The following is a 26987-nucleotide window of genomic DNA, read 5'->3' as shown; positions in this document are numbered from 1 at the left end:
ACGTTTGAAGGCCTCGCTGAAATTCGGCTTCCCCATCATCGCCTCCTGTCCTCAAAATTAGGACCGAAGGCGTCCAGAAATCTAGGGGCTACTCAGTCCCTGACAGTTTCCGTCAGGATGAAACGACAGCCCGCCCATGCGCTCACTACGGCTTTTCTCGCTCCTCGATCACCTGCGCGGACGGTCAGTCCCGATCTCGGCGGACGCGCTTGCCGAAATGCTCGGCGTGTCGGTGCGGACAATCTATCGCGACATGGTGACATTGCAGGCCATGGGCGCGCCGGTTCGTGGTGAACCAGGCGTCGGATACCAGCTCGAACGAGGCTATTTCCTGCCGCCCCTGCATCTGGATCACGATGAGATGGATGCGGTCATGCTGGGAATGCGGCTGATCGCGGCGCGGAGCGATGCGCCGCTGGCTGCCGCCGCGCGGCGTGCATCGGCGAAGTTTGCCGCGTCGATGGAACCAGCCCGGCAAGCGACTTACTCGAACCTCCCGCTGCGCGCGGTGTCGACGCAGACATCGGAAAGCGAGGGCGCATCTAACACTGTTGCGGGATGCCATACGCCGACATTTGGTCCTCCGCATAGCCTATGTCGACCTCTCGGATAACGAGAGCGAGCGCACCGTACGGCCGCTCGGGCTGACCCTGTTCGACTCAGCCTGGCTCCTTACCGGTTGGTGTGAAGCCAGAAATGCTTTCCGCAATTTCCGGGTCGACCGGATCGGTGTCATCAGCGGCACTTGCACCACCTTCCGGCCTGAAAATGGGCAGCGCTTCGAGGATTATCTGAAGACGTTATGACGTTCCGGGCCAGCCTGAAGGCCTCTATCGATTGTGAACGGCTGGCGAGACGGTGAGGCACTTCCCGATCGGACTGGTTGATCGGGAAAACTAATAAAAAGGGGGGTCGGATCGTCGACATGGCGACGATCCGACCCCGTCAGGTCCATCCCCCGCGACACTCCCACGCGAGGGACAGGGGCGCGTCAGAAGCGGAGGCCGATCCGAGCCTTGCCGCCATAATCGGACCAGCGATCGGCTGTGGAGGCAAAGCTGCCCACACCGATGCTGAGCCGTCCCATCACCAGATCGAGATTGCTCTCAATTGCCAATCCGTCACGGCCCAGTCCGGCGCCCGTGGTGATGAAGGTGGGGCCGCTACCGCCCAGACGCTGGGTCGCGGTGCCGATGCGGTCGCCGTACGTGCGCTCATAGGCGATCGACAGGCGGGGCAGCAGCGTGGCGGTGCCCACCGGCACCGATCCGCCGACTCGGATACCCACCGAGGCGATGCCGATGTCGCGATCCTGACCGGCGACGCCGAGGGCGGCCAGACTGCCGCTCTCGGCAAAGCCCTTCACCCGCGTGTGGATATAGGCGTGGCGCAGGAACGGCGTCACCGCCACCTGGCCGCGCGTCAGTGTGTGGCTGGCCTCGGCGAAGAGTTGCGCGCTATGGGCGTCGGGCGTGGCGGCCACGTTGCCGAACCCGCTGACCGGCAGGGTGCGCGTCGTCCTGATGTCGTGCCAGGTATAGAGCCCGCCCGCCTGGATGCTCAGCGCGCCGCTCGACCAGATCACGTCGGCCCCGGCAAAGCCGGTCTTGATGTCGGCACGCGCGCCGCGACCGCGCAGCACCGCGTCCTGATCCTGCCAGCCGCCAAAGACGTCGATCCGGGTCTCGCCGGTCCGATAGTCGAGCCCACCGACGATGCCGGTGCGGTCGGACACCAGCCGGGCGCGCTGGCTGTTGGCGTCCGACATTGCCTGGCTCTGCAACCCTTGCGCCCACAGGCTCACCCCTTCGCCGCCCGGCAGCATCGCCCGGTCGAACACGGCATGACGAATCCGTCGTCCGCTATCGGCCAGTTCGGTCGACAGCCCGGCATTTAGCTCGCCCGCCAGTTCACCGAAGACCAGGGGCGCGGTCGCATTGCTCTGGAACAGTACCGTGTTGAACAGCGCGTCCGAGGCGCCGCGCGCGAAGATGGCATTGGCCACCTGCGCCTGGTTGCGGTTGGTCGCCAGCGCGTCGAAGCGGAAGTCGTTGCGCGCCAGGGTCAGCGTCACCGCATTGGCCTGATAGCCGAGCAGCGGGGTCAGGAAGGCATAATTGCTCGTGACGCTGGCGAAGCGGCCATTGACCCCGCCCGCCGCGGTCAGGATTGTGTAGCTGGTCAGGCGGCCGTAATTGCCGTTCTCGGCCAGCACCTGCACCGTGCCGCCCGACAAAGTGGCGGTGCCGGTGGCGTTGACTTGGTCCGACTGGCCCGCTGCATTTACCTCGACCTGATAGATCGCACCGGCCGCGAAGCCGACATTGCCGTTGACCGTCTGCTTCCCGATCGAGTTGCCCGGCGCGTAAATGCCGCCCGAGGCGATGGCGGTGGTGCCGACCGTGCCGGTGCCGCCCAGCGTACCGCCCGAGGCGACGGTGACCGGCGAGACGATGCTGCCATTGACCGCCAGCTTGCCGCCCGTGACCGTGGTCGGGCCGGTATAGCTGTTGGTGCCGGTCAGGTTCAGCGTGCCGCTGCCCGACTTGGTCAGGCTGCCATCGCCTTCCACGTTGCCCGCAAAGGTCGTGCTGCTCGCCTGGTTTACGGTCAGCGCGCCGCCCGCGACATTGACGATCGCGGTCGTGCTGTTGCCCGCCAGCTGCGCCACGGTGTTGGCCTGGCCCGACAGGTCTACGGTGCCGCTGCCGCGCACGTCCAGTTCGGTATTGGCGGCGACCGGGGTGCTCAGCCGGATCGACCCGCCGTTCAGCACGGTGGTGCCGGTAAAGCCATAGCCGGTGCCGAACACGACGCGGCCCGCCCCTTCCTTTACGAACACGCCCGACCCCGTCAGTGCGCCGTTATAGGCGATGTCGTTCGAGCGGTTGATGACCAGCGTGCCGTTGTTGACCAGATTGCCGGTGAAGTCGCCGGTCGTCCCGCCATTGCCGATCTGGAGCGTGCCCCCGCCGACGGTGGCGAAAGTGCCGCCCTGCGCGCCGGTCAGGATCAGCGTGCCGCCCTCCACCCGGTTGGTGCCGGTCGTCGCCAGCATGTTGGCGCCCGAGAGGGTGGTCGTGCCGGTGCCGGTGAAGGTCACCCCGCCGGTGCCGGTGACGGTGTTGGTGCCGAACGGATCGCTGCCGGTGCCGCTGGTGCGCACGACCAGCGTGCCGTTGCTGACGAACGCATTGCTGGCAAAGCCTGTCAGCCCGTTCGCCCCGCTCTGTACCTCCAGCGCGGCAGCCGTATCGATCGTGGTGCGCGCGACGCTGGTCATGCCGGTGGACGGCGCGGTCCAGTAGCCGGAGTTCACCGCCAGGCTGTCGAAGCCGGCGAAATTGGCCACCATCTGGTTCTCGGCCGCGCTCGAGCTCGTGCCGATCAGCATCGCCGCATCGGTGCCGCCCCCGCCGACGATCGCACCCGTCACCATCGACCCGGTGCGCAACGTCACCATGTCGTTGCTCGCGCCCAGCTGCACCGCGGTCCCGCCACTGCCGGTCAGCGTCCCGCTATTGTCGAGAGCCGTCGCCCCCATCGCCGTGATCGCCGCGCCGCCCGTGGCGCTGATCGTGCCCGCATTGGTGATCGCGTTGCTGCCGCCCACCGTGCTGATGCCGCCCGACTGGCCCGCAATCGTCGCGCCACCCGCGACCGAGATGGTGACCGCACCCGGCGGGTCGATGAAAAGGCCATAGCCGCTGTCCGATGCCAGCGTGCCGGTGACCCGCGCAGTGACCGCGCCGCCATCGCCATTGGCGATCAGCCGTACCGCGTCCGCCCCCGCACCGCTTGCGCGGGCCGAGCCGATGGTCGCGTCGATCGCGCCGTTTGTCGCCTGGGCGAAGACCGCATCGGCGCGGGTGACGGTGCCGTTCGTATCGGTGAGCGCCGTGCCGCTCGACTGGGCCGCGCCGATCGCCAGCGTGACACCGGTGCCCCCGACGACCGAGACGCCCGCATGGCCGTCACCCCCGCCCGTCGCGTTGGCAGCACGGACATAGGCCATGCCGCCCGCCCGGACGAGGATCGCCGAGCCCGACGTGGCCGAGGCGGTGCCGCCATCGACCCGCACCGCGCCGCTGCTCGCCAGGTCGATCGCGTTGGTCATGGTGCCGGTGACGCCGGTGGTCGTCGCGGTCACGTCGACCGCGCCCGTGCCCCCGGCGACCCGGATGCCCGTCGCGCCTGCGCCGCTGGTGGCGACGGCGTTGCTGACGATGGTGGTCGCGCCGCCATTGGCCTGCACCTGGATACCCATGGCGTTCGCGCCGCTGGTGGTGATCGTCCCGCTATTGGCGATGCGCGTGTGGCTGCCGCCTGCCTGGACCAGGATGCCGTTGGCATTGGCGCCCAGCGTCGTGATCGCGCCGGTGCTGGTGATCGCGATCGGCTGTGCCGCGCCCCGGTCGGCAAAGCCCCGGAACGAGGTGACCGCTGAGCCTGCTTCGACCGCGATGCCGTTGGCATTGTCGCCCGCCGTGCTGATCGCGTTGCTGGTGATGGTGACCGGCGCGGCTGCGGTGATCGCCCAGATGCCGTTGGACTGGCGCGGGTCGCCATTGCCAACAAAACGGGTCCCGCCAGCGGTGGTGATCGTGCCCGTGCTGGTGATCGTCATCGCCCCCGTGCCGCCCAGCGCCAACATGCCGTACGCGCCATTGCCGGTGGTGGTGATGTCGCGGCTGGTGATGGTCAGCGGACCGGTCTTGCCGTCCGCGTCGTAATTGATCGCCTGGGCCGAGATGCCGAAGCGATTGCCTAGCCCGCTTGCCACGATGGTGTCGCTGTCGATCGTGATGGCGTTGCCAAAGGCGGTCAGCGCGCCGCTCGTCCCGCGCGCCTGAGTGCTGACGAGGTTGATCGTGCCGGTCTTGATCGTCACGGCGCCATCCGCCGAGGCGGTGAGGCCCACGCCCCCCGTCGTGTCGATCCGCTCGCTCGCCACGCGCACCGTGCCGCCATAGGCGGTGATGCCGCTTTGATAGCCTGCAACCAGCCCGCTGGTGACGTCGAGCGACGTGGTGCCCGTGGCGTTGATGCCGATGACGCCGTTGCCGCCCCCCTGGATCGACGCGCTGCGGATGGCGACCGTGCGGCCCTCCTCGATCTCGATCCCCTGACTGCGGATTCCCGCAGTGGTGATCGACCCGCTATTGTCGACGGTGACGTCGACCGGCCCTTCCACCTCGATGCCATGACCGTCGAAATTGCTTGTGCCCGCCGTCACGATCGCGCCCATATTGGTGATCGCGACCGCGCCCGCATTCATGTCGACGTTGACGGCATGGTTCGTCGACTTGGTCGTGCCGGTCAGCGTGATCCGGGCCGAGCCCGGGGCGTCGCCATAACCGCTCTGCTGGTCGATGCGGATACCATATGCACTCTCGCCAATCGCCTCGATGTCGCGGCTGGTGATCGTCAGCTCGCCTGCGCCGAAGCGGGCGTCGATGCCGCTGGCCCAGGCTCCGGCGGGGCGGATGGTGCCGCGATTGTCGATCGTCGCGGCACTGTTGCCGGTCAGGGCGACGATGCCCGTCGCCTCCTGCCCCGCCGTGGAGATCGTCCCCCGGCTGATGACGCTGATCGGCCCGGTGCCCAGGGTGGTGCCCGTGGGGATGGCGAAGCTCTGGATCCCCTGGCCCGCCTCGACCCGTACGCCCATCGCCTGGTTGCCCAGGGTCGTCACGTCATTGCTGTCGACGGTGATCGCGCCCGCCGCATTGGCGACGCGGATGCCGTCGGCATAGCGGGTGAAGGCGTTGGTGCCGCTCCCGGTGGTCAGCCATGTGCCGTTGGTGGAGACCGCGCCGGTGCTGGTCACGCTGACCGGGCCGGTCGTGCCGAAGACCTGGATACCCGCGCCGCCATTGCCGTTGGCCGCGACCGAGCCGCTGGTCACCGTCACCGCATCGGTGGCGCCCGCCGTATTGAACTGGCTGACCGCGATCCCGCCGGTGCCGCCCGCTCCCGCTGCGGTGATGGTGCCGCTGGTAACCGAGACCGCATGGCCGCTGGCGCCGATCGCGTTGGCGAAGGACCCCTGCGACGTGCCCTCGACGATGATCCGGTCACTGGTGACTGTCGTTGCCCCCCGACCGGTCGCGCCGATGCCGCCCAGGACGCTGCGGATTTCGGTGCTCTTGACCGTGACGGCAGCCGCACCGCTGCTCTGCGCGGAAATCGCCTGTTTGGTGCCGACATTCATCGTGGCGCTGGTGATGTCGATCGCCCCCGATCCGCCGGTCACCCAGATGGCGGGCGTGCCCGCGCCTACGGACGTGACCGCATTGCTGCGGATCGTCGTCGCGCCGGTGCCCGGCGTGACATAGATGGCCGACGAGCCCGTGCCGTTGGTCGTGATGCTGTCGCTGGTGATGTCGGTGACCTGAGCGGAGTCGGTGCTTTGTCCGGTCGCGGCCTGCACGCGGATGCCGTGCGCGCTCGTGCCGTTGGTGGTGATTGTCCCGCTGGCGATCGTCGTCGACTGGTCGCCAAAGGCGCCGATGCCGACGCCGTTGGCGCCCTGCGTCGTCACCGTGCCGGTCGTGATCGACAGCGCCTGTAGCGAATAGGCTCGCACGCCATAGACGTTGTTGCCCTCCACCCGCGTGTCGGTGGCCCGCACCGTTGTGCCCTTGCCCGAGCTGGCGAAGATGCCGTTGCCCCCGGTGCTGCTGCGCACCGTGACCGTGCCGCTGTCGAGGACGACCGTGCCGCCTTGCGCGACGATGCCGACCTTTTGGGTCGTGCCCTGGTTGCCGGTCATGCCCGCCGAAGCGGCCGCGCTGGTCACGCGCACCGCGCCGCCCGTCAGGTCGGCCGACCCCGTGCTGGAGGCGAAGATGCCGTACCGCCCCGATGCATTGGTCGAGGTGACGGTGATCGCCCCGGTATTGCTCAAAGCGGCCAGGCCGATGCCGGTACCCGTGCCTTGCGTGGTCCCGGCATCGACGGTGATCGCCCCGCTGGTCGATCGCGCGTCGATCGCGTTGCTGTTGCCGGTGCCCGTCGTGGTGGCGGAGGTGTTGCGGATCGAGACCGACCCCGTGCCCGTGTTGTTCGCACCGATCGCGACCCCGATGGAGGTGCCGTTGTTGACCGAGGTCACCTCGCCCAAGTCGAGCGTTATGTTACCCCCGCTGGTCGAGATATCGATCGTGCGCGGGCCGCCATCGGTCCGTTCGCTGCGGGTCAGCGAATAATCGGTCGTGCCATAGCTCACGATATTCTGCGCGCCCGCCGGGGCCGCATAGCCGACACAGCCCAGCGCGGTACTCAGCAGCAACGCCGTGCGCGTGGCCGAATGCCGTGCCGATGTGCGACTTTCGATCGATTCCATCCCGAATCCCCTTTTCCCGGACCCCCACCGCCCGTGCGGCGTTGTGAAGGGCGTTATCCGCGCAAAGGCCCCGATCGGGGATGTCGCAAATTGTGGTATTCGGTGGTGAATAGCCGTGCGGCTCAGGACTTCGGCCGTTTTTCGGGCGGCAGCACCCCCGCCAGCAGCCTTTCGACCTGCGCGTCCCCGCGCCAGCGCCGCGCGATGCGGCGGGTCAGCGAGGTTGCATACCAACGCTCATCCTGGTCATTGGCCTCGCGCAGCAACGCGATCAGCGCCGCTCGGTCGCCCATGGACGAGGCATAGAAAGCGGGCGTCTCGCGCAGCTTGCGCTCACCGCGCGCGATCTCCTGGCGGCCATGGTCGGTCAGGACCGTGACCGCCGTTTTGGGATCGCGCCGGATTGCGGCGTCGAGCGCGGCCGACAGGCGCTGCAGCCGGGGTTCGCCGCGCAACCGCGCCCGAATCGCCAGCTCGCGCGCATAGCCGATGATGTCGCCATGCCCGATATGGATGAAGGCCAGGCAGTTGTGGATCGTCGCGTCGTTGGGCGCGCGCGCCGCCAGCGCGGTCAACTGCGCATAGGCCAGCGCATCGCGCCCCGCCTGCCAATGCGCGCAGGCCTGTTCCACCTCGATGGTGAGCAGGCCCGGCGACAACAGCCGCGCCCGGTCATAGGCGGCCTGCGCGGCCGGATCGTCGCCGATATCGGCCAGCATATTGGCATACCAGAAATAGGTCTGGCCATCGCGGTCGTCGAGCGCGATGGCGCGCCGGAACTCGGCCAGTGCGCCCGCCCGGTCGCTGCGCCACCAATAATCGACGAAGCCCAGCGCGCGGTACGCGGCGGGCAACTCCGGGTCGAGCCGCAAGGCCGTGCTGGCGTAATGACGAGCGCGGCGGAACGCATCCGCCTCGACCACGCCGCCATATTCGCCGATGATCAGCCAAGCCTCGGCCAGCCCCGCATAAGCGGGCGCGAAGCCCGGATCGCGGCGGATGACGCCCTCATACAGGTGGATCGCGGTTTCCAGATCGGCCCGGGTCCGCCGCGCCCAGTGATCGCGCGCCGCGACATAATCGCGCGCCACGGCGGGGTTCTCGGGCATGGCGACCGTCCGGTGCGCCAACCCGGGACGGGCATCCCACCAGAACCACGCCGCCACCAGCATCGCCAGCACGATCAGCCCCGCTGCGATTGCCCAGCGGGGCGGTCGCCCCAACCGGGCTATTGCGGCCTCTTCCGCCAGGGATGGGAGTAGGGGCGGGGCAGAGACATCGCTCGGGACGGTCGCCGCTTCGCCGCGATCCTCGTCATCGTCCTGATGAAGTGCCCAGGCGGCCAGTTCCTGTTCGAAACAAAAGACCGAGCCCTGTTTCCCACCCGGCATCCGCCGCACCGGCAAGTCGCGCTCCCGCGCCCAGCGCATGACCGTGGTCCGATCGCGATTGAAATAGGCCGCGATCGATTTCCACCCGTCCAGACGCTTGCCGCCTTGGCCCCCGTCCTGCCCCACCTTGACGCCTACCCCCGAAGCGACCCCCTGCCCCATCGTGCCCGGAGAGCCGATCGGGCGTCAAGCATCCGCCAGCACTACGCCGATCGGCCCTGATACCCCATGTTTTGGAATGTTCAGACTTTGAAGGGGACGAGCATCGGCCGGTCGTAAGGGGTGGCGGGCAAGGCGTTCAGAACCGGAACCACAGGCCGCCAGTGCCCCCGCGCTCGCGCAGGGCATTTTTCCCACCGACCGTCGCCAGTCCGCCGAGCTGAAGCGACCAGCGATCGTTCAGGTCATAGGCGGCGTTCAGGAAGGCGTTGTGATAGCGATATGCCTTGAAGACGCCCTTGCCGGCCCCGTCCGACCAGCTGTTCGACACGGATGTATAGAGCAGGACGCGCTTGACCGGACGGATGCCCAGGGTCGCGTCGGCCCGGAACTCGTTGGGGGGATCTCCCGCCCGCACGCGATAGCCGCCCGCCAGGTCGATGAAGCCGGACATGCGCCCGATCGTGAAACTCGCGCCGCCCAGTGCCCGCACGTCGAATTCGGCGTCGGTGCTGCCCACCTGGGCCAGGGAATCGCGGCGCCGCGCTCCCGGAATCCGTGCCGTTGCCTGGAGCGAGCCGACCCAGCGCGATCCGCTGGCTACGCGGTAACGCCCCCCGAGCTCGGTGTAACCCAGCCCGGTGGTGTCGTCGGTCGCCCCCTGGATGCCGACATGCCGGAAACTCGGCGCGGCGATCAGCGTCAGATCGTCGGTGACGCCATATTCACCCAGCACATAGACTTCCTGCTTGTCGTAATCGGGGATGTCGATGGTCCGGCCGTTCGCGTCGAAGCCCCGGTCGCTGTGCGAATAGACGCCGGTGACCAGGACCTGTCCCTTACCCTTGGGCAATGTCCAGGCCGACGCCTCGGCCGCCGTGGCATGGACGAGCGCGACGGACGCGATGGCGACGGCCAGGATGGAGCGGGTGGCATATTTCATCAGAGGACGTCCATATCGGGGAGGGGGAGGAAGGGTCTGCGCCGCTGCTGTTGTTCGAGCAGCGTAATCATCTCGCCGGGCAGCAGCAGCAGCCGGTCGCCGCTGGCCATGTCGACCACGGCATCCAGCGCGACGTGGAGGTCGCGGGCCGACGCGCCATGGGGGAGCTTCATCGCGTCGATCCGTGTCAGCGCGGCCTCGCCAAATGCCACCATGCCCGCAGGATCGACATTGGGGGCGATGGACAGGAACAGTCCGTCGTCGAACAGGCCGAGCACCGCGCCCATCGGTGCGGCCACGTCGCACAATGCCATCGACAATTGGCGCATCAGCCGTGTCGCCGCAGCCGCCCCATGTTCGAGGCGATAGGGATCGAGCGCGCGAACCTGCAGCGCACACAGCGTCGTATCCACGCCATTGTCGGCGGCCAGACGGAGTTCGGCATCGAGAAGCGATCGGTTGGCGATCAACATGTCGGGGAGAAAACCGCGCAATTCCTCCTGCACGATCGTCTTGTCGCGCAAGGCCTTTTCCCGTGCGCGTCGGCGATCGATCTCCCGCTTGAAACGCAGCGCGGCGCGGGTCCGGGCGAGAAGGTCGATCGGCCTGAACGGCTTGGTGACATAGTCGTTCGCCCCGGCGACAAAGGACTGGTTGAGAGACGATACGTCGTTCTGGCCGCTGACCATGATGATCGGCACGTCGCGATACCGGCCCGAGGACCGGATGGCGGCGCAGGCCTCTATGCCGTCGACGCCCGGCATCAGGATGTCTAGCAGGATGCAGTCGAAGGCAGGGGGGGCGGGACCATCGTCGATGCCCAGCAGGTCATAGGCGTGATTGGCGTCGCTGGCGCCCTCCACGCGTGCAAATCCCCCCGTGGCCAGTGCGAGCATACCCGCGTCACGGGCCTCCGCACTGTCGTCGACCAACAGAATGCGAGCGCTGTTCATGGCATTTTCGACCTTTCTGGGCGTGCCCATACCCGCCAGCCGCCTTGATCGAAGGCGAGCCGGTAGCCGGGCGGGCCCTGCTCGAACAGGTTGGGCATGCTGCGGCTGATGGCGTCGTCGCTCTCGCCGGGGCGATGCGCGCGAACTGCCACGGCGGACGTCAAAACGCGGTGTGCGAGTACCGATACGCCGAATGCGGGAGATCTATCGGTGAACAGGCCTTCGGCGCTGCCGCGTGCGGCCACCACTGCCGGGTGGGCCAAGGCGTCGATCATGACGTCGCGATGCCCCACCAGATAGCGGCCCAGCGCACGATCGGCCGACATTGCGCCGGTTCGCTCCGTCACTGCCTGCGCGACAAGCCCGTTCGCCTTGACATCGGCGCCAAGGATCACCGGGGCCGAGACCAGCGCCCCGGCCAGGATCAGCAGGCCCGCCTGCGACAGCTTCTCCACTGGCCAGCGGGTCGAAACCCCGGCGGCAAAGCCCAGGGCAGGGACCAAGACTTCTCCAGGATGACGGGCGATCCCGGTCGCCACGACTAGGATCGACGCGAGCATCAGGCTGGCCAGCCCGGCTGCAACGCTTTCACGCAGGGCGCGCGGCGCGGTCCGCATCGTCGACAGTAGGACGGCGATGGTCGCCACGGCGGCCGTGGCGATCGGTGCCAGCGCCGCGATCGCCCAGCCAGGGGGCGTGCCGCCGCGTATCGCGTGATAGATATCGCCGACGATGACCGCCAGCGGGGCGTGGAGGATGATCACGAACAGCGCGAACAGCGACAGGACGGACAGGACCAGCGGGAACAGCAGCACCAGATAGGTGCCGACATAATGCCGCTCCGCCAGGTCGCGGGGCACTGCGAAGATCAGGAAGGGGATGGCCCCGATCGTGATCGCCGCACCCTGCGCGCTGGTCATCGCCAGCATCGGCAGCGCCAGCGACAGCGCGATCGTCTCGTTGATGCCGGTGATCGTGCGGGTATCCATCATGCTGCGCCCCAGCACCCAGCCGCCCCACAGGAGCAACAAGGCCTGCGGCCCTTGCGTGAGGGCCGAGATCGACAGGGGGTGCACCGCCAGCAGCAGGACGAGGAGCATGATGGTGCCGGTCGACGCCCCCCTTTCCGCCAGCGATCCCCCATATCGTGCCGCCAGGCCGCCCAGCAGCACCGCGTCGACCAGCGCGACCGGATCGAGTCCGAGCGGCCGCCCCAGCATCTCGCCCAATATCAGCAGGACATAGGGCAGGGGCGGATAGCTGGTGAGGAGCGCGGTGGGATCGGACTGGCCCGCGGCCGACAGGACCGCCCGGCCCGCCAGTTCGGCTGTGCCGTCGTGCCACAATCCCAGTTCGCTGATCCGCGCGGCCAGGCGGTAGCCCGCCAGGGCGACCAGAATAGCAAGAAGCGTCGACGGCGCGATCCCGATGCCGGCTGGCACCGACCATCGCCAGCGCCCCGCCGAGGTCCTGGCAAACGAGACACCGCTCATGCCGCCTGTTCCTCCAGCGCGCTGGAGACTTCGGCCGCGGTGAATTTCGACAGGCCGTGCTGGGTCTTCTCCCAGTAGAAGGGCCGGGTGACGAGCTGCCACGCCCCTTTCCAGGCGGCAATGGACAGCAGCACCCAATACCACATGACCGTCAGCGCATAGGGCGCCAGCTGGACCCAGCGTCGCCGGAACGGCGCGAGCATCATCAGATAGATGAACATGCCGTTCCCGATCAGCAGGTTCAGCATGCTGGTGTAGAGCAGCATCGGCGGGAAGACGATGTCGAAGCCCCCCGTCTGGGTCACCGCCCAGAAGAGGAAGACCGCCCAGAAAATGGGATTGAGCAGGCCGGAAAGGACCGTCCCGCCCAGGAAGCTGACAAAGCCGAGCGTCCCCAGCGGACCGACGGTCTTCATCAGGTGCAGCGGGCGCCGGGTGTGAACCAGGCACGTCTGCATATAGCCCTTCATCCAGCGCGAGCGCTGCCGCACCCAATTGGCGTGCGAGACATTGGCTTCTTCATAGGTCGTCGAATCGACCAGGCCGACCCGATACCCCTTCTGGGTCATGCGGATTCCCAAATCGGCGTCTTCGGTGACGTTGAAGGGATCCCATGCATGAAGCTCGCGCAGGACCTCGATCTTGAAATGGTTCGACGTGCCCCCCAGCGGGATCGGAATCCCCAGCCGCTCGAGCCCGGGCAGCATCAGGTCGAACCACAGGGAATAGTCGAGCGTGAACATCCGCGTCAGCCAGTTCTCCGACGCGTTGAAATAGTTCAGGCGGCACTGGATGCAGGCGACGTCGGGGGACGACCGGCGAAACGCGGCGACGACCTTGCGCAACTGGTCGGGTTCCGGCTTGTCCTCGGCATCGAAGATGACCAAATATTCGCCGCGCGCGAAGCGCAGGGCATAGTTGCACGCCTTGGGCTTGGTCTGCGGCTGTGACGGCGGCACCCGAACGATCTCGAAAATGCCCTCCAGGCCCAGTCGCTTGGCCGCGTCGATCGTCTCGTCGTCGCCTTCTTCTAGGACGATCTTGATATCGAGCTTGCCGAGCGGATAATCGAGCTTGCGCAGCGCGCCGGCCAGGATCGGCAGCACCTCCGGCTCGCGGAACATGGGGACGAGCACGGTGTAGACCGGCAGATCCTCGTCGCGCAGCAGTCGCGCTTCCATCGCCAAGGCGCGATGGCGATCGTGGCTGCGCCGTCCGCCCGCCCAGACGAGGACGCCGCGAAACACGAAATTGCCCAGATAGAAGACGCTGGTGATCGTGTTGACGACGATCAGGGTCGGGGTGGGCGCAAAACCCAGGCCCAGGCACAACAGGGTCAACCCGGCCCAGACGACCAGCAACTGCGCCCGGGTGAACACGGTACGGGCCGACATCTCCGGGTCGGCATCCGCCAGTTCGTGGACCGCCCGGTGCGAATGGCGGGCGCTGAAGACCTTTTGCAGGGACCACAGGACATCGAACTTGGCCGTGACGACCATGTCGATATTGGAACCCCAGCGCCGCCGCGCGTACAGGACCGATTCCGGTCCCAGATGAGCGGTCACGACGACCATGCGTCCATCCTGCACGCGCCACGGCATCGTCAGCTCGCGCATGTAATCCTCGACTTCCGCCTCGATCAGCAGCGTCTCGTCGGGAGGATCGGTCTGAAGGTTGACGAAGGTCATGCCGAAGCGCCGCGCCGCCGCGCGATGAAAGTCCTGCGGCGTCATCCAGCGACGCGACATGACAACGTCGGACAGCGACCGATCCCATTGCTCCATCAGGTCGAGCGCTTCGTCGAATTGCGCGAGCGAGAGGAAGCCGTTTTCGACCAGGAAGTCGGCGGTCCAGGAATCGCCGATCGTCAGGCAGCCCATGCCGGGGCCTCCGTTGCCGTCACGCGCCGGGGCAAGCGGCGATAGACCAGGCCCAGACCGACGCTGGCCGCTGCCCAGCCGATCAGGAGGAGCCAGCGCCAGATCCGCTTCGTCCGCTGCGATCCGTCGGCATCGACGCCGGGGCCATAAGCGGGATGGAGGGTCCGCGCGTCGCTGGCATAGGAAAAGGCCATCAGCCTTCCCGATGGTCCGAAAATACCGATGTCGCCGCTGTCCAGATCCAGCTTGCGCGGCACGTCCCGGCCTGGGCGCACCCAGATGACCGGGTGGCCGCCGGTCCGCAGCACCTGCACCACGGTCAGCCTGTCCAGCATGTCCGGCGGGATGACTGTGACGCCATCCTGACGGACGAGGCTCACCGGGCCGAGATCGAAGCGTATCGGGGCGATGAAATCGGGCGGCTGCTGTCGCGAGACATAGACCAGCCCCCCGCCTTCCGCGAGCGGACGGGCCCTGGGGGCCAGGGCATTGCGGACCAGCTTACCGAATGCCGGATCGACGTCCGGTCCCTGCAAAAGGGTCAGGCCGGCCCGATAGCGGCTGGCAAGATGCACGAAGGTGGCGTCGGCGCGGGCGGCATCATAGTCCTGGCGCACGGGGCCGACGACGCGCACCGATGCGGCCAGAGCGCGGCAATAGGGCGTCTCGCATTGCGGCACATAGGCGGCCACTTCGACCAGGCTGCGCATCGACAGCAGGCGTTCGTCCACATCGGCGCGCAGCGTGACGCTGTCCTGACGCCCCAGCCATGTCCGCGCGATCACAACGCCGTTGACGGCCATGGACACCCAGGGCTGCCGGGCGCCGCTGCCCGCTCGACCATGCAGGTCGACGGTCAGGGCCGACAATCGGGAGCGCGCGGGCAAGTCCCGCAGATCGATCACGTCGCGCCGGATTACTGTGCGTCCGGATTCCGTCGCACCGGACGGCGTGGCGGCACCCGCCAGTAGCGCAAGATGGAGAGCGATCCACATGGGTTTCGATCAAGGCAGCGGGCGAACGGGCGCGTGGAGGTTGCCCGATCCGGAGCGGGTCGAAGCAATGCTCGCGCTGCGAAGTGGCGATGCGGAAACCATATGCGCGTCAATGTCATATGTTAGTTAAATTCTGCTTATTGGGTTATCCTTTTCGTAAACGCGTGCAGTTGGATTTGTCTTAATTGCCAAGTGATTGGCCAAAGACGATTTTCCTTGATTGCTATATGTGACCTCATGGAGTTGTGGTCTGATGACTTCCTTAAAATGGAAGGATACCCGATGGGACGGGTTTGTCATGGGAATGACGCATTAATTCATCCCACCCGAGAGGTCGTGCGGCACTTTAAGATCATCCTGCGAATCCGAGCCAAGGGATGTGGGTCAACGCTTTGATATGCCTTTAGTTTTTCAGCCCGATCTGAGCAAGACTTTGCCAGTCCTTTGGAGTCTGCGGCCAAGGACCTGGGACCTGAAGAAGTCGCGGTACACGGAAGAGCAGATCACTTTTGCGCTCAACCGGGCGGAGACCGGCACGCCGGTGACCGAGGTCATCCGCCCGATGGGGATTTCCGAGCAGACGTTCTTCCGCTGGAAGAAGGGGTACGGCGGGCTCGGGGCTGGTGGATTGCGACAGGTGAAGCAAGCCGAGGAGGGAACCGGACGCTGAAACAACTGGTCGCCGACCTGAACCTCGACAGGCATATCCCGCAGGATGGTCTGATAACAAAGCTCTGATGCCTGGCGTGTGCGGGACCGTCCCGCACGTCCGGGCGTCCCACGGCAGCAGCCGCGCATCCTGCTGAGCAGGGAGGGATGGGGCGCGAACTACGAACGTGCTTACAGGCCGTATCGGGAAGGCGGCCAAAATTTTCGCCGGATAAACGCCGGATGTTCCCCCTGCAGACTGGATGAGACACGGAGGGAACCTCATGCCTCCTTGTGAAAGGCATATTGGCCGGGGAGGTTCGCGACGCCGTCCGCTTCCGACGATCTCAGCAAATGCGATCGCACATGTCGCACATCATGCGCTGAGCGATCGTCCGGGATCAACCGACGTGGCGCTGTGGGGCCAGTCCATCGATCGCCGCCAGGATAGCGGTGTGGATCGCGATCCGCGCTTCGCCGATGCGCTTGTTGTCGCGGGTGGGGTTCACGCGATTGGTCAACAGAATGATGAAGGCATCGCGCTTGCGGTCGATATAGATGGACGTGCCGGTAAAGCCGGTATGGATCAGCGCGTCGGATGAGGCGCGTGGCCCGGCAAAGCTACCGGAGGCATCGGGCATGTCCCATCCCAAAGCGCGCGAAGTGCCCGGCGGTTCGGCCTGGCGAGTGGTGAAGGCGGCGATCGTGGACGGCTTCAACAGGCCCTTGCCGTCGCGAAGATAGAGTTCCGCCAGCTTTGCGAGGTCCCGCGCGGTGGAGAACAGCCCTGCATGCCCGGAGACCCCGTCCAGCACATAGGCATTTTCGTCATGCACCTCGCCCCGGATCAATCGGTGCCGAAATATCTTGTCCTGCTCGGTGGGCACGATCCTGGCCAGGTTGCGAGAGGACGGGTTGAAGCCGGTATCCTTCATTCCCAACGGTCCGAACACAGCGTCGTGCAGGAAGCGGTCGAGCGGCCTGCCCGATAGGCGCGCGACGATCTCGCCCATCAGGATCATGTTCTCGTCGCGATACTGATAGTGCGAACCGGGCGTCCATGCGACCGGCATATGATCGATCAGGGCGAGCAGCTCATGCCGGTTGCGGCTATGCTGCCAGAGAAGATCGGTGGTGAACAAGCCCGAGCTGTGACCCAGCAGGTGACGCACGGAAATCCGCTCATGCCCGGGAGTGCCTGCAAAGGTCGGCAGATAGTCGATCACCGGCCGGTCGAGGTCCAGCAGCCCCCGGTCATAGAGCAACTCGGCCGCGGTCGTCGTACCAACGACTTTGGTCAGCGAGGCGAGATCGAAGATCGCGTTGCGGGGCATGGGCGGCGCATCGGGCGCGGACGACATCCGCCCGAAGTTGCGCAGCGCCACCAGCCGACCATGGAGACCGATCGCGACGACCGCGCCTGGAAAGGCCTTGCCGACCCAGGATTGAATTTCATCAAAGGCTCCGGTGAAGCGTGGCACCCGTGCCTCGGCAACGACAGCCGGGGCGAATATTGCCCCCACGGTCATCCCCTGCACGAAGCGCCGCCGGTCGATCGTCATGGGTGAAGCTCCGTCACCTGGCGAATATGTGCGTCGACCGCCTTCCTGCCAAATGGAAAGGGGCGGGGCCGTCCGGCCAGCCACGTCGCATAGCCGTCGCGGTAATGCGGGGAGCGCGGATCGATCGACTGGCCGGGCAGGGTCAGGATACAGCTCCGATCCCAATCGCCGACATCGCAGACCATCAGGACGCTCGCGCCGTGACTGACATGATAGTCGCGGGCGGCGACATAGCCGCGCGCCATCACGGTGAAGGTGTCGCCCCCGGACCGGCCGCCCTCGATGACGGGTAGCGCGGCGTTGATCGCGGGCAAGCCGGACAGGGGGTGGCGAAGGACGACGCGGTGAATGTCACCCCAGCGCCAAGCGGCCGGATCGGTGCCCAGCGCCTCCGCCGCCGTCTCCCAGGCCCGGCCGAGCGCCTTCGCGAGCAGAGCGTCGCGCGCCGCCTCAGGGGCGGGGCCGAGGCGCGTATCGGGGTGAGTCAGCAGCGCGAGCATCGGTCGCGGATCGATCGATGTCACCAACTCGCGCGCCCTGTCGGGTACGATCGCGGCGAGGCAGGCTTTGCCGAGTTCGATCCACAGCATTTCGAACAAAGCGGCGGCGGCGCTGTCCGCACCCAGCCGGGCATCCCAGTCGCAGAGCATGGCTGCCGCCCGCCCCGCCATGCCGTCGAGCGCCTTCGGCAGCAACGGCAGAAGGGCCTGCGCGGGCAGCGAGAGATCGTCATGCTGTAACGCCACGCTGTCGGCGACGGAATGACGGTCGGCTTCACCGAGCACCTGCGCGACCCGGTCGTAGCGATAAGGCGCGTTCCAGGTGAAGCTCGTCATTCCCTTGGTCGACGACCATTCCGGTGGAAGATTGAACTGGTTGGCCGAGGCGAACCAGCCCTGCGCCGGATTGAGAAGCGTCGGCATCTGCTCGGCGGGAAGAATACCCTGCCAGTCATGGCGTCCGTCGCCCGGCACCGGCAGCAGGCCGTCAGCCTGGTTACGGATCGGAACATGGCCCAGCAATCGCCAGCCCGTGTTGCCGTCGATATCGGCATAATGGAAGTTGGTCGGCGCCACGTGCAGCCGGGCGGCCTTGGCGATTTCGTCCCAGTTCCCTGCCAGGTTGAGCGCGATGATGGCAAAGGTCATGTTGGCACCGGGAAGCAGCGAGGCCGACGCCATGGCCGTGGCACGCAGGCGGGATGGATCGTGGCGCAGCACCGGCCCGTGTTCGGCATAGCGAAGCGTCACCACCACGTCATCGGCGTCCTTCACGCGGATCGTTTCGGTCGTCCTTGCGAACCGCTTCCACTGGCCCTGATGGCGATAGTATTCGGGATCGTCCGGGCTCAGTTCCAGGACGTACAGATCCTCCTGATCGATATGCGAATTGGTCCGCCCGAACGCATAATGGTCGGTATGGCCCTGCATGATGCCGGGCATGCCGGGACTCCCCGCGCCGATCACGTCGAAACCCGGGGCGGTGAGATGGGCAAGATGACGTGGGGAAAAGCCTCCGATACCGAGATGCGGATCATTGGCCAGGATCGGGCGACCGGTGGCCGACCGCGCAGACGAGATTGTCCAAGCATTGCTGCCATGCGCGTCGCGGTCGAGGCGGTCCTCGACCGGATCGTAACCGGCAGGCGAGGTGCCGCTCCAGGGCAGCGGCCCTTCGGTCTCGCTCAAGATACCCAGATCGGCCTGAGAGACGGCTGCCAGATCGAGCCCCTCGGGTAGCTGGGGCGTGCGGTCCCCGGTCAGCGGCGCGACCAGCGTGTCGAGGTCTAGCAGGCCAAGCGTTGCGAGCCGGGCCCGCCGGATTTCGTCGGTAACGCTGCCCATGTCGCCACGGCGGACGCGGACCAGATCTGAAATGTCCCACCGCAGCGGTTGCAGCTTCAGTACCTCATATTCCGGCGGCAATAGAGAGGGATCGCCCTCCAGCTCGGCAATGCGGGCGTTGATCCCGTCGACATAGGCGCGGGCGCAAGCGACAACGTCCGGGGGAAGCCCCGCCAGTTCGCCCTCGACGTCGCCGCGATAGAGGAGCAGGCGCGCGGCATGGTCATGGGGCACGAACCGCGCGCCGAATGCCTCCGCCAGCCGTCCCAGATCGCGCCGCAGCTGGAGATCGATCTGGAACAGCCGGTCGCGGGCCACGACATAGCCCTGACCGAAATAGGCATCGGGGATCGAGGAGGCGCGAATATGCGGCACGCCCCATTCGTCGTCGGCGATGGTTACGGATGCCCGCAGCGGCACGGCTTTCCTCCTTTCCTGGATTGGGCAGGGTCGCTTCGTGCCGTCGTCGCGCCGCCCACCCTGCCTGCCTGATGGCGGCGCCGGACGGGAGGGGGGCGGCGGGGACGGATCACGGCGGTCCCGTCGCCGTGAACGCCCGGCTGTGCCGGCTCAGCGGGTCTGGAACCGGATGCCGAACCGGAAGGCGCGGCCGAGCAGGTCTGAATAGGTGCTGTTCGCCGCAAGCCCGGTTTCCGGCAACAGGATGGGATCGCGATCCAGCAGGTTCGTGATGTTCAGGAACAGCTCGGCGCGACCGCCGCTATGCGTCTTGATCTTGGCGGTCAGGTTCAGGTCGAGATACATCGCGCCCGAGATGGAATTGTCGTCGATCGTCGGGAATTGCGAAACGGTCGCGGCGGGGCGCCCGGTCGGGCAGTTGCCATTGCAGACTATGTAGTTGTTGCCATAGGTCCCGCTGCTCACCCCGCGCGCCGTGCCGGTGACCGAGAAGCCGTCATAGTCATAGGCCAGGTTGAAGCGATAGATCCATTTGGGCGGGCTGGTGCCGTTCAGCTGGCCGACGATGTCGACCGGCACCACGTTCGGCACGCCGCTGTCGGTAATGTTGTGGATATACCGCGTCGCCAGCCCATGCAGCGTCACCGCGCCGGGGGCTTGACGGACGAGGTCACTCAGCGGCACGCGGTAGTTGGCGTCGAAGTCGATGCCGCGCACCCATTGCCGCGCGAAGTTGAACGGGCTGGCCCGGAAGAACAGCTCCCGGTCGCCCGAGGGATCGGGGCCATAGGCGGCACAGAAGTCCTTGCGCCCCTCATAGCAGCGATTGATGATGTCCTGTGCGAAGAATTGCCCGATCGCGTCTCTCAGCTTGATGTCGAAGCCGTCGAGTGAGGCCGAGAAGCCGGGAAGGAAGCGGGGCTGGAGCACGACGCCGATCGAGATCGAATCGGCCTTTTCGGGGCGCAGATTGGGGTTGCCCGTCGTGATTTCGCGGAAGGTGACGGTGGTTCGCCCGGTCGCGGGATCGGTCAGCGTATTGGTCCGCGACGTGCCCGATGCGAACAGTTCGCTGAGATTGGGGGCCCGGATGTCGCGTGAACGGGTGGCGCGGAAGCGGATGTCCGGGATGGGCTGCCACGTCGCGCCGAGCTTCCAGGTGGTGACGTAACCCGAGGTGGAATAGTCGGTCCCGCGAACCGCGCCGTTGAACTCCAGGCCGAGGCCCAGCGGGACCACCGTTTCGAGATAGGCTTCCTTGACGTGATAGCTGCCGAAGGTGGGCAGGAAATTGCCCACGGACCAGCCGGTCTGATATTGGCTGGGCACGAAGCCGGATACCGACTCCCGACGATATTCGCCGCCTACCGCGACGCTGACGTCGCCCGCCCAGGTCGCGAACGGGGTCATCGACAGATTGGCACCGGCGACGGTCTGTTTCAGTTTCTGGTCGCGATACGGATCGCCCAGGACATAGTCGATCGCGGCCGGGTTGGCGACGCCGATGCCCAGCCGGTTGAGCGGCACGCAGCCATTGGTCGGCGCGGTCAGCGAGGATCGGCATACGATCGTGCCCGCTGCCACACCCAGCGCATTCCCCGCCGGTGCGGCGACCGCGTCGGTCGCTGCGGCCATGTTGGCGGTGTTCATGATGTCGCGCAACTGCTCATGCGCGTTCGTTTCGCCATATTGGCCGTAGATGTTCCAGAAGGCCGTGTGGCCGAATGCCTGAAATTCCCCTTCGCCGCCGATCGCGTAACGCTGAACGTCACGGCTGCTGTTGTTCTTCCGGTAGGGCAGGTCGACGGCGGTGCTGCCGACCGTCACCGAGGTGACGGCGGACCGCTCCGCCGGGGTGATGAGCCCGGCGGACACCGCATTGGCCAGGGCGGCCTGCAGATAGGGATTGGCCGACGCGAGGGTGATGCCGGTCGTCGATTGCGGCCCGGCGTTGAACAGCGTCTTTTGCCAGTTGTACGATGCCTCGGCGAACAGCGTCACGCCATTGGCGACTTCGTAGCTCAACCGGCCGAATGCGCCCCGGCGATCGTCGTCCGCATCCAGGCCGATATTGCGGCCCTGATCGTTGACGCGCCAGTCCCCGCCCTGGGTCAGCGAAGGGGCGGTGGCGCCGCCCAGCGCCGGGAAGCTGAGCGCGCCATACTGATACTGGCTCGCTGCGCCGTCTTGCCCGAAATAGAGGCCGCGTAGCCGGTTCGCCACGCCGCCGCTGGAATTCAGGATGATGCCACCGGGGGTCGTGTTGGAGACGCCGACCGGCTGGCGGATCAGATATTGCGGCTGGCCATTGGTGTTGGTGTAATTGGGATTGGTGATCCGGACCACGCCGCGCGCGTTCCACGCGCGGTCGACCCGGAAGATGCCGTCGCGATGCGCCCATTCGCCGCTCAGCAGCAGATGACCGCGATCATCGCGGCCAAAGGGCGTCCCGACGGCGGCGCTGAATGAGTAATTTGCACCGTCGCCCCGTTCGGTGATCCCGCTGTCGGCCAGGACCTTGATGCCCTGATATTTCTTGTCGAGCACGAAGTTGACGACCCCGGCGACCGCGTCCGATCCATAGGCCGCCGATGCGCCACCCGTCACGATCTCGACGCTCTTTACCAAGGCCTGGGGGAAGGTGTTGACGTCGACCAGACCGGTGACGCTGGACGACACCGTCCGCCGCCCGTCGAGCAGTACCAGCGTGCGGATCTCGCCTAGTCCGCGCAGGTTGAGCGCGTTGATGCCCGCCAGGCCCGAACTGATCGCCAGCCGCGAATTGGAGGGGCGGGTGGAACCTGCCAGCGCGGGCAGCTGGTTGACGAAATCGGCAATGTTGTTCGTCGGTGAGGTGTTGAGGATATCCTCTTGCGTCGCTACGGTCAGCGGCGTCGGCGACTGGAACCCGTTGCGGATGATCCGCGTGCCGGTGACGGTGATGTCGTCCGGGTCGATTTGCGTCCCGTTGATGTCCGGCGGGGATGGGGTCACGCCGGGTGACGGCGTCGTTTGGGCAAAGGCGGGGAAGGCAAGCGCCATCGACAAGGCTGTCAGGCCCGTACCGGCGCTCATCAGACGGCGCCGAGATCCGTCGGTCATATGCAATCCCCCTATTCACGATCTTTGGAGCGTGATCTCCCTGCGGCCGGTCATGATCTTTTCGCTGATCCGTGCTTCCGGAATGGTGCAGGCGAGACGCGATCCAGGTCAAGGGTCGTCCGACTACCGATCGTTGGGTGGGCCATAGCCTTGGATTATGGCGGCATTGCACGCGCGTCGGGTCGCCCTATGGTCTGGCACCGGCCGTCCTGTCGACAGGGGGCATCACCGGGTTTGCGGGGGTGCGCCACGGGATGATCCGACACACCGCATGGTTTGAAAAGGGGGAAGCCATGGTCTCTCGCCGTACATTCCTGCTCGGCGCCACCGCGTTGGGTGCGCTTGCGCCCTGGCGAGGGATCGCCCGGCCGGTCGGCTCGACCGCCTATGCGACGGTGCCCGGCCTGTCGCGACCGATCGAGATCGTGGACGATGGCTGGGGCATCCCGCATATCCGCGCGCAGACCAAGGCGGACGCCTTTTTCGGTCAGGGCTATGTCGTTGCGCGTGACCGGCTGTTCCAGATCGACTTCGCCCATCGCCGGGAAATGGGGCGGATGGCCGAGGCGTTCGGCGCGGCGTTCGCGACGTATGACGCCAAGGCGCAGCTGTTTCATTATCGCGGCGATCTCGATGCGGAGCTGGCCCGCATCCCGTCGCCGGTCCTGGACTGCGTGCGGGGCTATGTCGCGGGGATCAATGCCCGGATCGCTGAAGTGGAGCGCGATCCGACATTGCTGCCGCTGGAATATCGCATTCTGGGCGTGATGCCGATGCGTTGGGAATTGCGCGATCTGGTGGTGGCGCGGGGCGGCTCGGTCGGCAATGTCGACGACGAGATTCGCCGCGCCATGCTGGCGGCAATGGGGCAGCTCGACCTCGACCGGCTGGTGGCCCCGCTGCGTCCCGCGATCGCGATGACCGTGCCGGAGGGACTGGACCCGGCACAGGTCAGCGAGGCGGACATGGGGGTGTTGCAGCTTGGGCCGCTGCCGTTCGGACGAGAGACGCCGACCCGCGAGCGGGACGAGATGCTGAGCGCCACCAATGCCGGGTCGAACGCCTGGACGGTGGCGGGAAGTCGCACCGCGACGGGGCGTCCGATCCTGGCCAATGACCCGCATCTGGGCATTGGCGGGTTCGGGCCGCGCCACGTCGCCCATCTCACCGCGCCCGGCCTGGACGTAATCGGCGGCGGGGCGCCGGGGCTGGCGGGCATCATGCAGGGCCATACCGACCGCTTCGCCTTCGGTCGCACGAATTTCCATATCGACCAGCAAGACCTGTTCGTGCTGGAGCTCCATCCGGACGATCCGGAGCGTTACCGCCATGACGGCGGCTGGAAGCGGTTCGAGCGGGAGGTGGTCGACATTCCCGTGAAGGACGCGCCGCCGCACCGGGCGGTGCTCCGTTATGCGGTGCAGGGGCCGGTGGTGTCGCACGATCCGGCCCGTTCGCGCACGACTGCGATCGCCTCGGTGGGAATGCAGCCGGGCGGATCGGGTGCGTTTTCGATGGTGGCCATCAACCTGGCGCAGGACTGGGCGGGGTTGCGCGAGGCGTTCAAGCTTCACCCGTCGCCCACCAATTTCCATTATGCCGATGTGCGCGGGCATCATGCGTGGCAGGCCATCGGCTTCTGGCCGGAGCGCAAGCGCGGCCATGGCCTGCTGCCGGTACCGGGCGATGGACGTTACGACTGGGTGGGGATGCGCGATTTCCGCGCCTTGCCCGGTGTGTTCGATCCCGCTGCGGGCTGGTTCGCCTCCGCGAACCAGAACAACCTGCCGCCAGGCTGGCCGATCGAAAAGAGCCCGGCCTTCTCGTTCCGCGATCCCGCACGCTATGATCGCATTGCCGACATGCTGTCGAAGCAGACCCGGCACAGCCTGGCCGACAGCGTGGCGCTGCAGCACGACACATCGTCGTCGCTCGCCCGGCGCTTCCAGGCGATGTTACCGCGCCAGCCTTCGCCCGGAGCGGCGGCGGCGGTCGCGATGCTGGCGCGCTGGGATGCGCGGATCGACGGTGCGAGCGGGGCGGCGGCACTGTACGAGATCGTGCTGCGCGCGCTGAATGTGCGGATGCTGGGCGCGCTGGTCCCGGAAAACGCGCGCAGCCTGATTTCCGCGATCGAGCCGCCCGAACTGCTCCGTGTGGCCGCTGGCCGGCCCGACCTGGTCGACGAGTCGCTCGCCGTCGGCTGGACGGAAGCGGTCAAGCTGCTGGGCCCCGATCCCAAGGCCTGGCGGTGGGATATGCTTCACCGGGTCCGGATCACGCATCCGCTAGCGCGGCTTCCGGCGATCGCGGCGGCCTTCCCCGCGATCGAGGTGGGCGGCTCCGGCGGCGATGGCTTTACGGTGATGGCCCGCTGGCTGGGAAACGGACCGGACTGGCGGGTCGGCGGCGGCGCGAGCTATCTCGAGGTCATCGATGTCGGTGACTGGGATCGTTCGCTGATGCTCAACCTGCCGGGCCAGTCGAACGATCCGCGCTCCCCGCACCGGCAGGACCAGGGTGGCCCGTGGAGTGCAGGCCAGATGCTACCCATGCCGTTCAGCCGCGCCGCGGTCGACGCGGTCGCTACGACCCTCACCCACCTGCAACCCGAGAGGAGCCCGAGATGAAGCGTCTTGTCCTGACCGCCCTGGTTTGGTGCGCCGCCACGGCGTCGAGTACGCCGCGCGTCGATGTCGTGATCCGGGGCGGCACCATCTATACGGGGGCCGAGACGCCGCCCTTTGTCGGCGATGTCGAGTTGGCGGGCGATCGCATCGTCTATGTAGGCCGCGCCCGCGGCACGGCGGCGGTTGACGAGATCGATGCGCGGGGGCTGATCGTCGCACCCGGCCTGATCGACGCCCATACCCATCCGGACAGCTATATCCGCTCGGCCGATGCCAAGGCGCGGCTCAATCTTCCCTGGCTGGCGCAAGGCGTCTCGACCGTGGTGATCGGCGTCGACGGCTTTGGTACGTTCGAGGTGGCGAAGGATGCGCGCGCACTGGAGGCCAGCGGGATCGGCACCAATGTCGTGCCTTTCGTCGGCTTCGGGGCGATCCGCGAGCGCGTGCTGGGACAGGATGCCCGCGCGCCCACGGCCGCGGAACTGGCGGAAGAGAAGCGCCTTGCAGCCCGCGCGATGTGCGAGGGCGCCTATGGCCTGTCCACCAGCCTGTTCTATCCTCCGCAAAGCTTTGCCACGACGGCCGAGGTGGCGGCGGTCGCCCGTGAAGCGGGCAAGCGCGGCGGTATGTACGACACGCACCAGCGCGACGAGGCGCATTATTCGATCGGCCTTCTTGCCTCGACCCGAGAGGCGATCGAGATCGGGCGCATCGCTGGTACGCCGGTCCATTTCGCTCATCTAAAGGCCCTGGGTGTCGATGTGCAGGGCCAGGCGCCCGCGCTGATCGCCACGATCGAGGCGGCGCGCAGCAAGGGGCAGGCCGTCACCGCGGACCAATATCCCTGGCTGGCCTCGGGTTCGAGCGTGGATGCCGCGCTGGTGCCCGGCTGGGCGATGGACGGCGGCTATCCCAAGCTGCTCGCCCGGTTCGACGATCCGGCGACGCTCGCGCGGTTGAAGACCGAGATGGCGGAGAATCTGCGTCGGCGGGGTGGGGCGGATTCGCTGTTGCTGACCGCGCAGGGCCAGCCCTGGAGCGGCAAGACGCTGGCCGCGATGGCGACGCAATGGGGGCTCTCACCGATCGACGCGGCGATCCGCATCCTGCGCACGCCCAATGCCACGGGCACCGGCCCGGCGGGCAGCAGCGTGGCGAGCTTCAACATGGCCGATCGTGACGTCGACCTAATCATGAAGCAGCCCTGGGTGGTGACGTCATCGGACGGGTCGGACGGCCATCCCCGCCAATATGCGACCTTTCCCCAGCTCTATCGCACCTATGTCGTCGCGCGGAAGGTGATCACCCTGCCACAGTTCATCCGCCGGTCGACCGGCGCGACGGCCGACATGTACCGCATTGCGCAGCGCGGTTATCTACGGCGAGGTTATTTTGCCGATGTCGTGGTGCTCGATCCCAGAACCTATGCCCCCCGCGCCGATTATATGCATCCGCGCGTGCCTGGCGTCGGCGTTACCGCGCTGTTCGTCAACGGGCGACGGGCGGTGTCGGATGGGGCGGCGACCGGCGCGGCTGCGGGACGTGCGCTGCTGCGGGCCCGGCCCAGCGGCTGCGGCCAATAGCCGCACGTTATAGGCGGCACTGCGAGCGCGATTGGC

General features: G+C 66.8%; 14 protein-coding genes and 1 pseudogene. 5 read left to right on the top strand and 10 right to left on the bottom strand.

Annotated features, from left to right (window positions below; all coding sequences use genetic code 11):
* Positions 1-136: 136 nt before the first annotated feature.
* Both ABIC44_RS14215 and ABIC44_RS14210 read left to right on the top strand, forming a co-directional pair.
* Entirely contained in the window at positions 137-613 is a 477-nt protein-coding gene (locus ABIC44_RS14215) for a helix-turn-helix transcriptional regulator (protein ID WP_354296205.1), read from the top strand.
* Positions 552-806 carry a helix-turn-helix transcriptional regulator gene (locus tag ABIC44_RS14210; RefSeq protein WP_354296204.1) on the top strand — a complete coding sequence of 85 codons (255 nt, stop codon included), beginning with the start codon at positions 552-554 and terminating at the stop codon, positions 804-806. The genes ABIC44_RS14215 and ABIC44_RS14210 overlap by 62 nt, the downstream gene beginning before the upstream one ends.
* 185 nt (positions 807-991) lie before the next feature.
* Here ABIC44_RS14210 and ABIC44_RS14205 read toward each other — a convergent pair whose 3' ends face one another.
* The 7 genes from ABIC44_RS14205 to ABIC44_RS14175 form a co-directional block, all read right to left on the bottom strand.
* Entirely contained in the window at positions 992-7348 is a 6357-nt protein-coding gene (locus ABIC44_RS14205; protein WP_354296203.1) for an autotransporter-associated beta strand repeat-containing protein, read from the bottom strand.
* Positions 7349-7470: 122 nt separating this feature from the next.
* Positions 7471-8865 (bottom strand): tetratricopeptide repeat protein, encoded by a 1395-nt coding sequence (locus ABIC44_RS14200; RefSeq protein ID WP_354296202.1) that lies wholly within the window; start codon positions 8863-8865, stop codon positions 7471-7473.
* A 172-nt stretch (positions 8866-9037) separates the two neighbouring features.
* Positions 9038-9841: a hypothetical protein gene (locus ABIC44_RS14195; RefSeq protein ID WP_354296201.1), complete on the bottom strand. Its 804-nt coding sequence runs from the start codon at positions 9839-9841 to the stop codon at positions 9038-9040.
* Entirely contained in the window at positions 9841-10794 is a 954-nt protein-coding gene (locus ABIC44_RS14190) for a response regulator (RefSeq protein ID WP_354296199.1), read from the bottom strand. Before ABIC44_RS14190 ends, ABIC44_RS14195 begins: the two co-directional genes overlap by 1 nt.
* Positions 10791-12287: a hypothetical protein gene (locus ABIC44_RS14185; RefSeq protein WP_354296197.1), complete on the bottom strand. Its 1497-nt coding sequence runs from the start codon at positions 12285-12287 to the stop codon at positions 10791-10793. Before ABIC44_RS14185 ends, ABIC44_RS14190 begins: the two co-directional genes overlap by 4 nt.
* Positions 12284-14167, bottom strand: a complete 1884-nt coding sequence (locus ABIC44_RS14180) for a glycosyltransferase family 2 protein (RefSeq protein ID WP_354296196.1) — start codon at positions 14165-14167, stop codon at positions 12284-12286. Before ABIC44_RS14180 ends, ABIC44_RS14185 begins: the two co-directional genes overlap by 4 nt.
* Entirely contained in the window at positions 14155-15072 is a 918-nt protein-coding gene (locus ABIC44_RS14175; protein WP_354296195.1) for a hypothetical protein, read from the bottom strand. The genes ABIC44_RS14180 and ABIC44_RS14175 overlap by 13 nt, the downstream gene beginning before the upstream one ends.
* Before the next feature lie 562 nt (positions 15073-15634).
* Between ABIC44_RS14175 and ABIC44_RS14170 the strand changes: the two are divergent.
* Positions 15635-16039 (top strand): annotated as a pseudogene (locus tag ABIC44_RS14170) (transposase); the annotation flags it as partial.
* 172 nt (positions 16040-16211) lie between these two features.
* Here the strand turns inward: ABIC44_RS14170 and ABIC44_RS14165 are convergent.
* The 3 genes from ABIC44_RS14165 to ABIC44_RS14155 form a co-directional block, all read right to left on the bottom strand.
* Positions 16212-17372: a serine hydrolase domain-containing protein gene (locus tag ABIC44_RS14165; protein WP_354296193.1), complete on the bottom strand. Its 1161-nt coding sequence runs from the start codon at positions 17370-17372 to the stop codon at positions 16212-16214.
* Positions 17369-19636: a penicillin acylase family protein gene (locus ABIC44_RS14160; RefSeq protein ID WP_354296192.1), complete on the bottom strand. Its 2268-nt coding sequence runs from the start codon at positions 19634-19636 to the stop codon at positions 17369-17371. The genes ABIC44_RS14165 and ABIC44_RS14160 overlap by 4 nt, the downstream gene beginning before the upstream one ends.
* Before the next feature lie 150 nt (positions 19637-19786).
* A complete protein-coding gene (locus tag ABIC44_RS14155) occupies positions 19787-22738 on the bottom strand; it encodes a TonB-dependent receptor plug domain-containing protein (protein ID WP_354296190.1) in 2952 nt (983 codons plus the stop codon).
* 293 nt (positions 22739-23031) lie between these two features.
* Between ABIC44_RS14155 and ABIC44_RS14150 the strand changes: the two genes are divergently transcribed.
* Together ABIC44_RS14150 and ABIC44_RS14145 are read left to right on the top strand one after the other, a co-directional pair.
* Positions 23032-25368, top strand: a complete 2337-nt coding sequence (locus tag ABIC44_RS14150; RefSeq protein ID WP_354296188.1) for a penicillin acylase family protein — start codon at positions 23032-23034, stop codon at positions 25366-25368.
* Positions 25365-26951 (top strand): N-acyl-D-amino-acid deacylase family protein, encoded by a 1587-nt coding sequence (locus ABIC44_RS14145; RefSeq protein WP_354296187.1) that lies wholly within the window; start codon positions 25365-25367, stop codon positions 26949-26951. Before ABIC44_RS14150 ends, ABIC44_RS14145 begins: the two co-directional genes overlap by 4 nt.
* Positions 26952-26987 lie beyond the last annotated feature (36 nt).

Source organism: Sphingomonas sp. 1185 (assembly GCF_040544655.1).
Taxonomy (GTDB): Bacteria; Pseudomonadota; Alphaproteobacteria; order Sphingomonadales; family Sphingomonadaceae; genus Sphingomonas.
The sequence above is the reverse complement of the archived record's forward strand: the minus strand, read 5'-3'. Positions and strand labels throughout refer to the sequence as shown.

Bases quoted from the DNA above. Each gene is read 5' to 3' on its own strand.
- ABIC44_RS14215 (WP_354296205.1), top strand. From the start codon at position 137: ATGCGCTCACTACGGCTTTTCTCGCTCCTCGATCACCTGCGCGGACGG.
- ABIC44_RS14205 (WP_354296203.1), bottom strand. From the start codon at position 7,348: ATGGAATCGATCGAAAGTCGCACATCGGCACGGCATTCGGCCACGCGC.
- ABIC44_RS14195 (WP_354296201.1), bottom strand. From the start codon at position 9,841: ATGAAATATGCCACCCGCTCCATCCTGGCCGTCGCCATCGCGTCCGTC.
- ABIC44_RS14190 (WP_354296199.1), bottom strand. From the start codon at position 10,794: ATGAACAGCGCTCGCATTCTGTTGGTCGACGACAGTGCGGAGGCCCGT.
- ABIC44_RS14185 (WP_354296197.1), bottom strand. From the start codon at position 12,287: ATGAGCGGTGTCTCGTTTGCCAGGACCTCGGCGGGGCGCTGGCGATGG.
- ABIC44_RS14180 (WP_354296196.1), bottom strand. From the start codon at position 14,167: ATGGGCTGCCTGACGATCGGCGATTCCTGGACCGCCGACTTCCTGGTC.
- ABIC44_RS14165 (WP_354296193.1), bottom strand. From the start codon at position 17,372: ATGACGATCGACCGGCGGCGCTTCGTGCAGGGGATGACCGTGGGGGCA.
- ABIC44_RS14155 (WP_354296190.1), bottom strand. From the start codon at position 22,738: ATGACCGACGGATCTCGGCGCCGTCTGATGAGCGCCGGTACGGGCCTG.
- ABIC44_RS14150 (WP_354296188.1), top strand. From the start codon at position 23,032: ATGGTCTCTCGCCGTACATTCCTGCTCGGCGCCACCGCGTTGGGTGCG.
- ABIC44_RS14145 (WP_354296187.1), top strand. From the start codon at position 25,365: ATGAAGCGTCTTGTCCTGACCGCCCTGGTTTGGTGCGCCGCCACGGCG.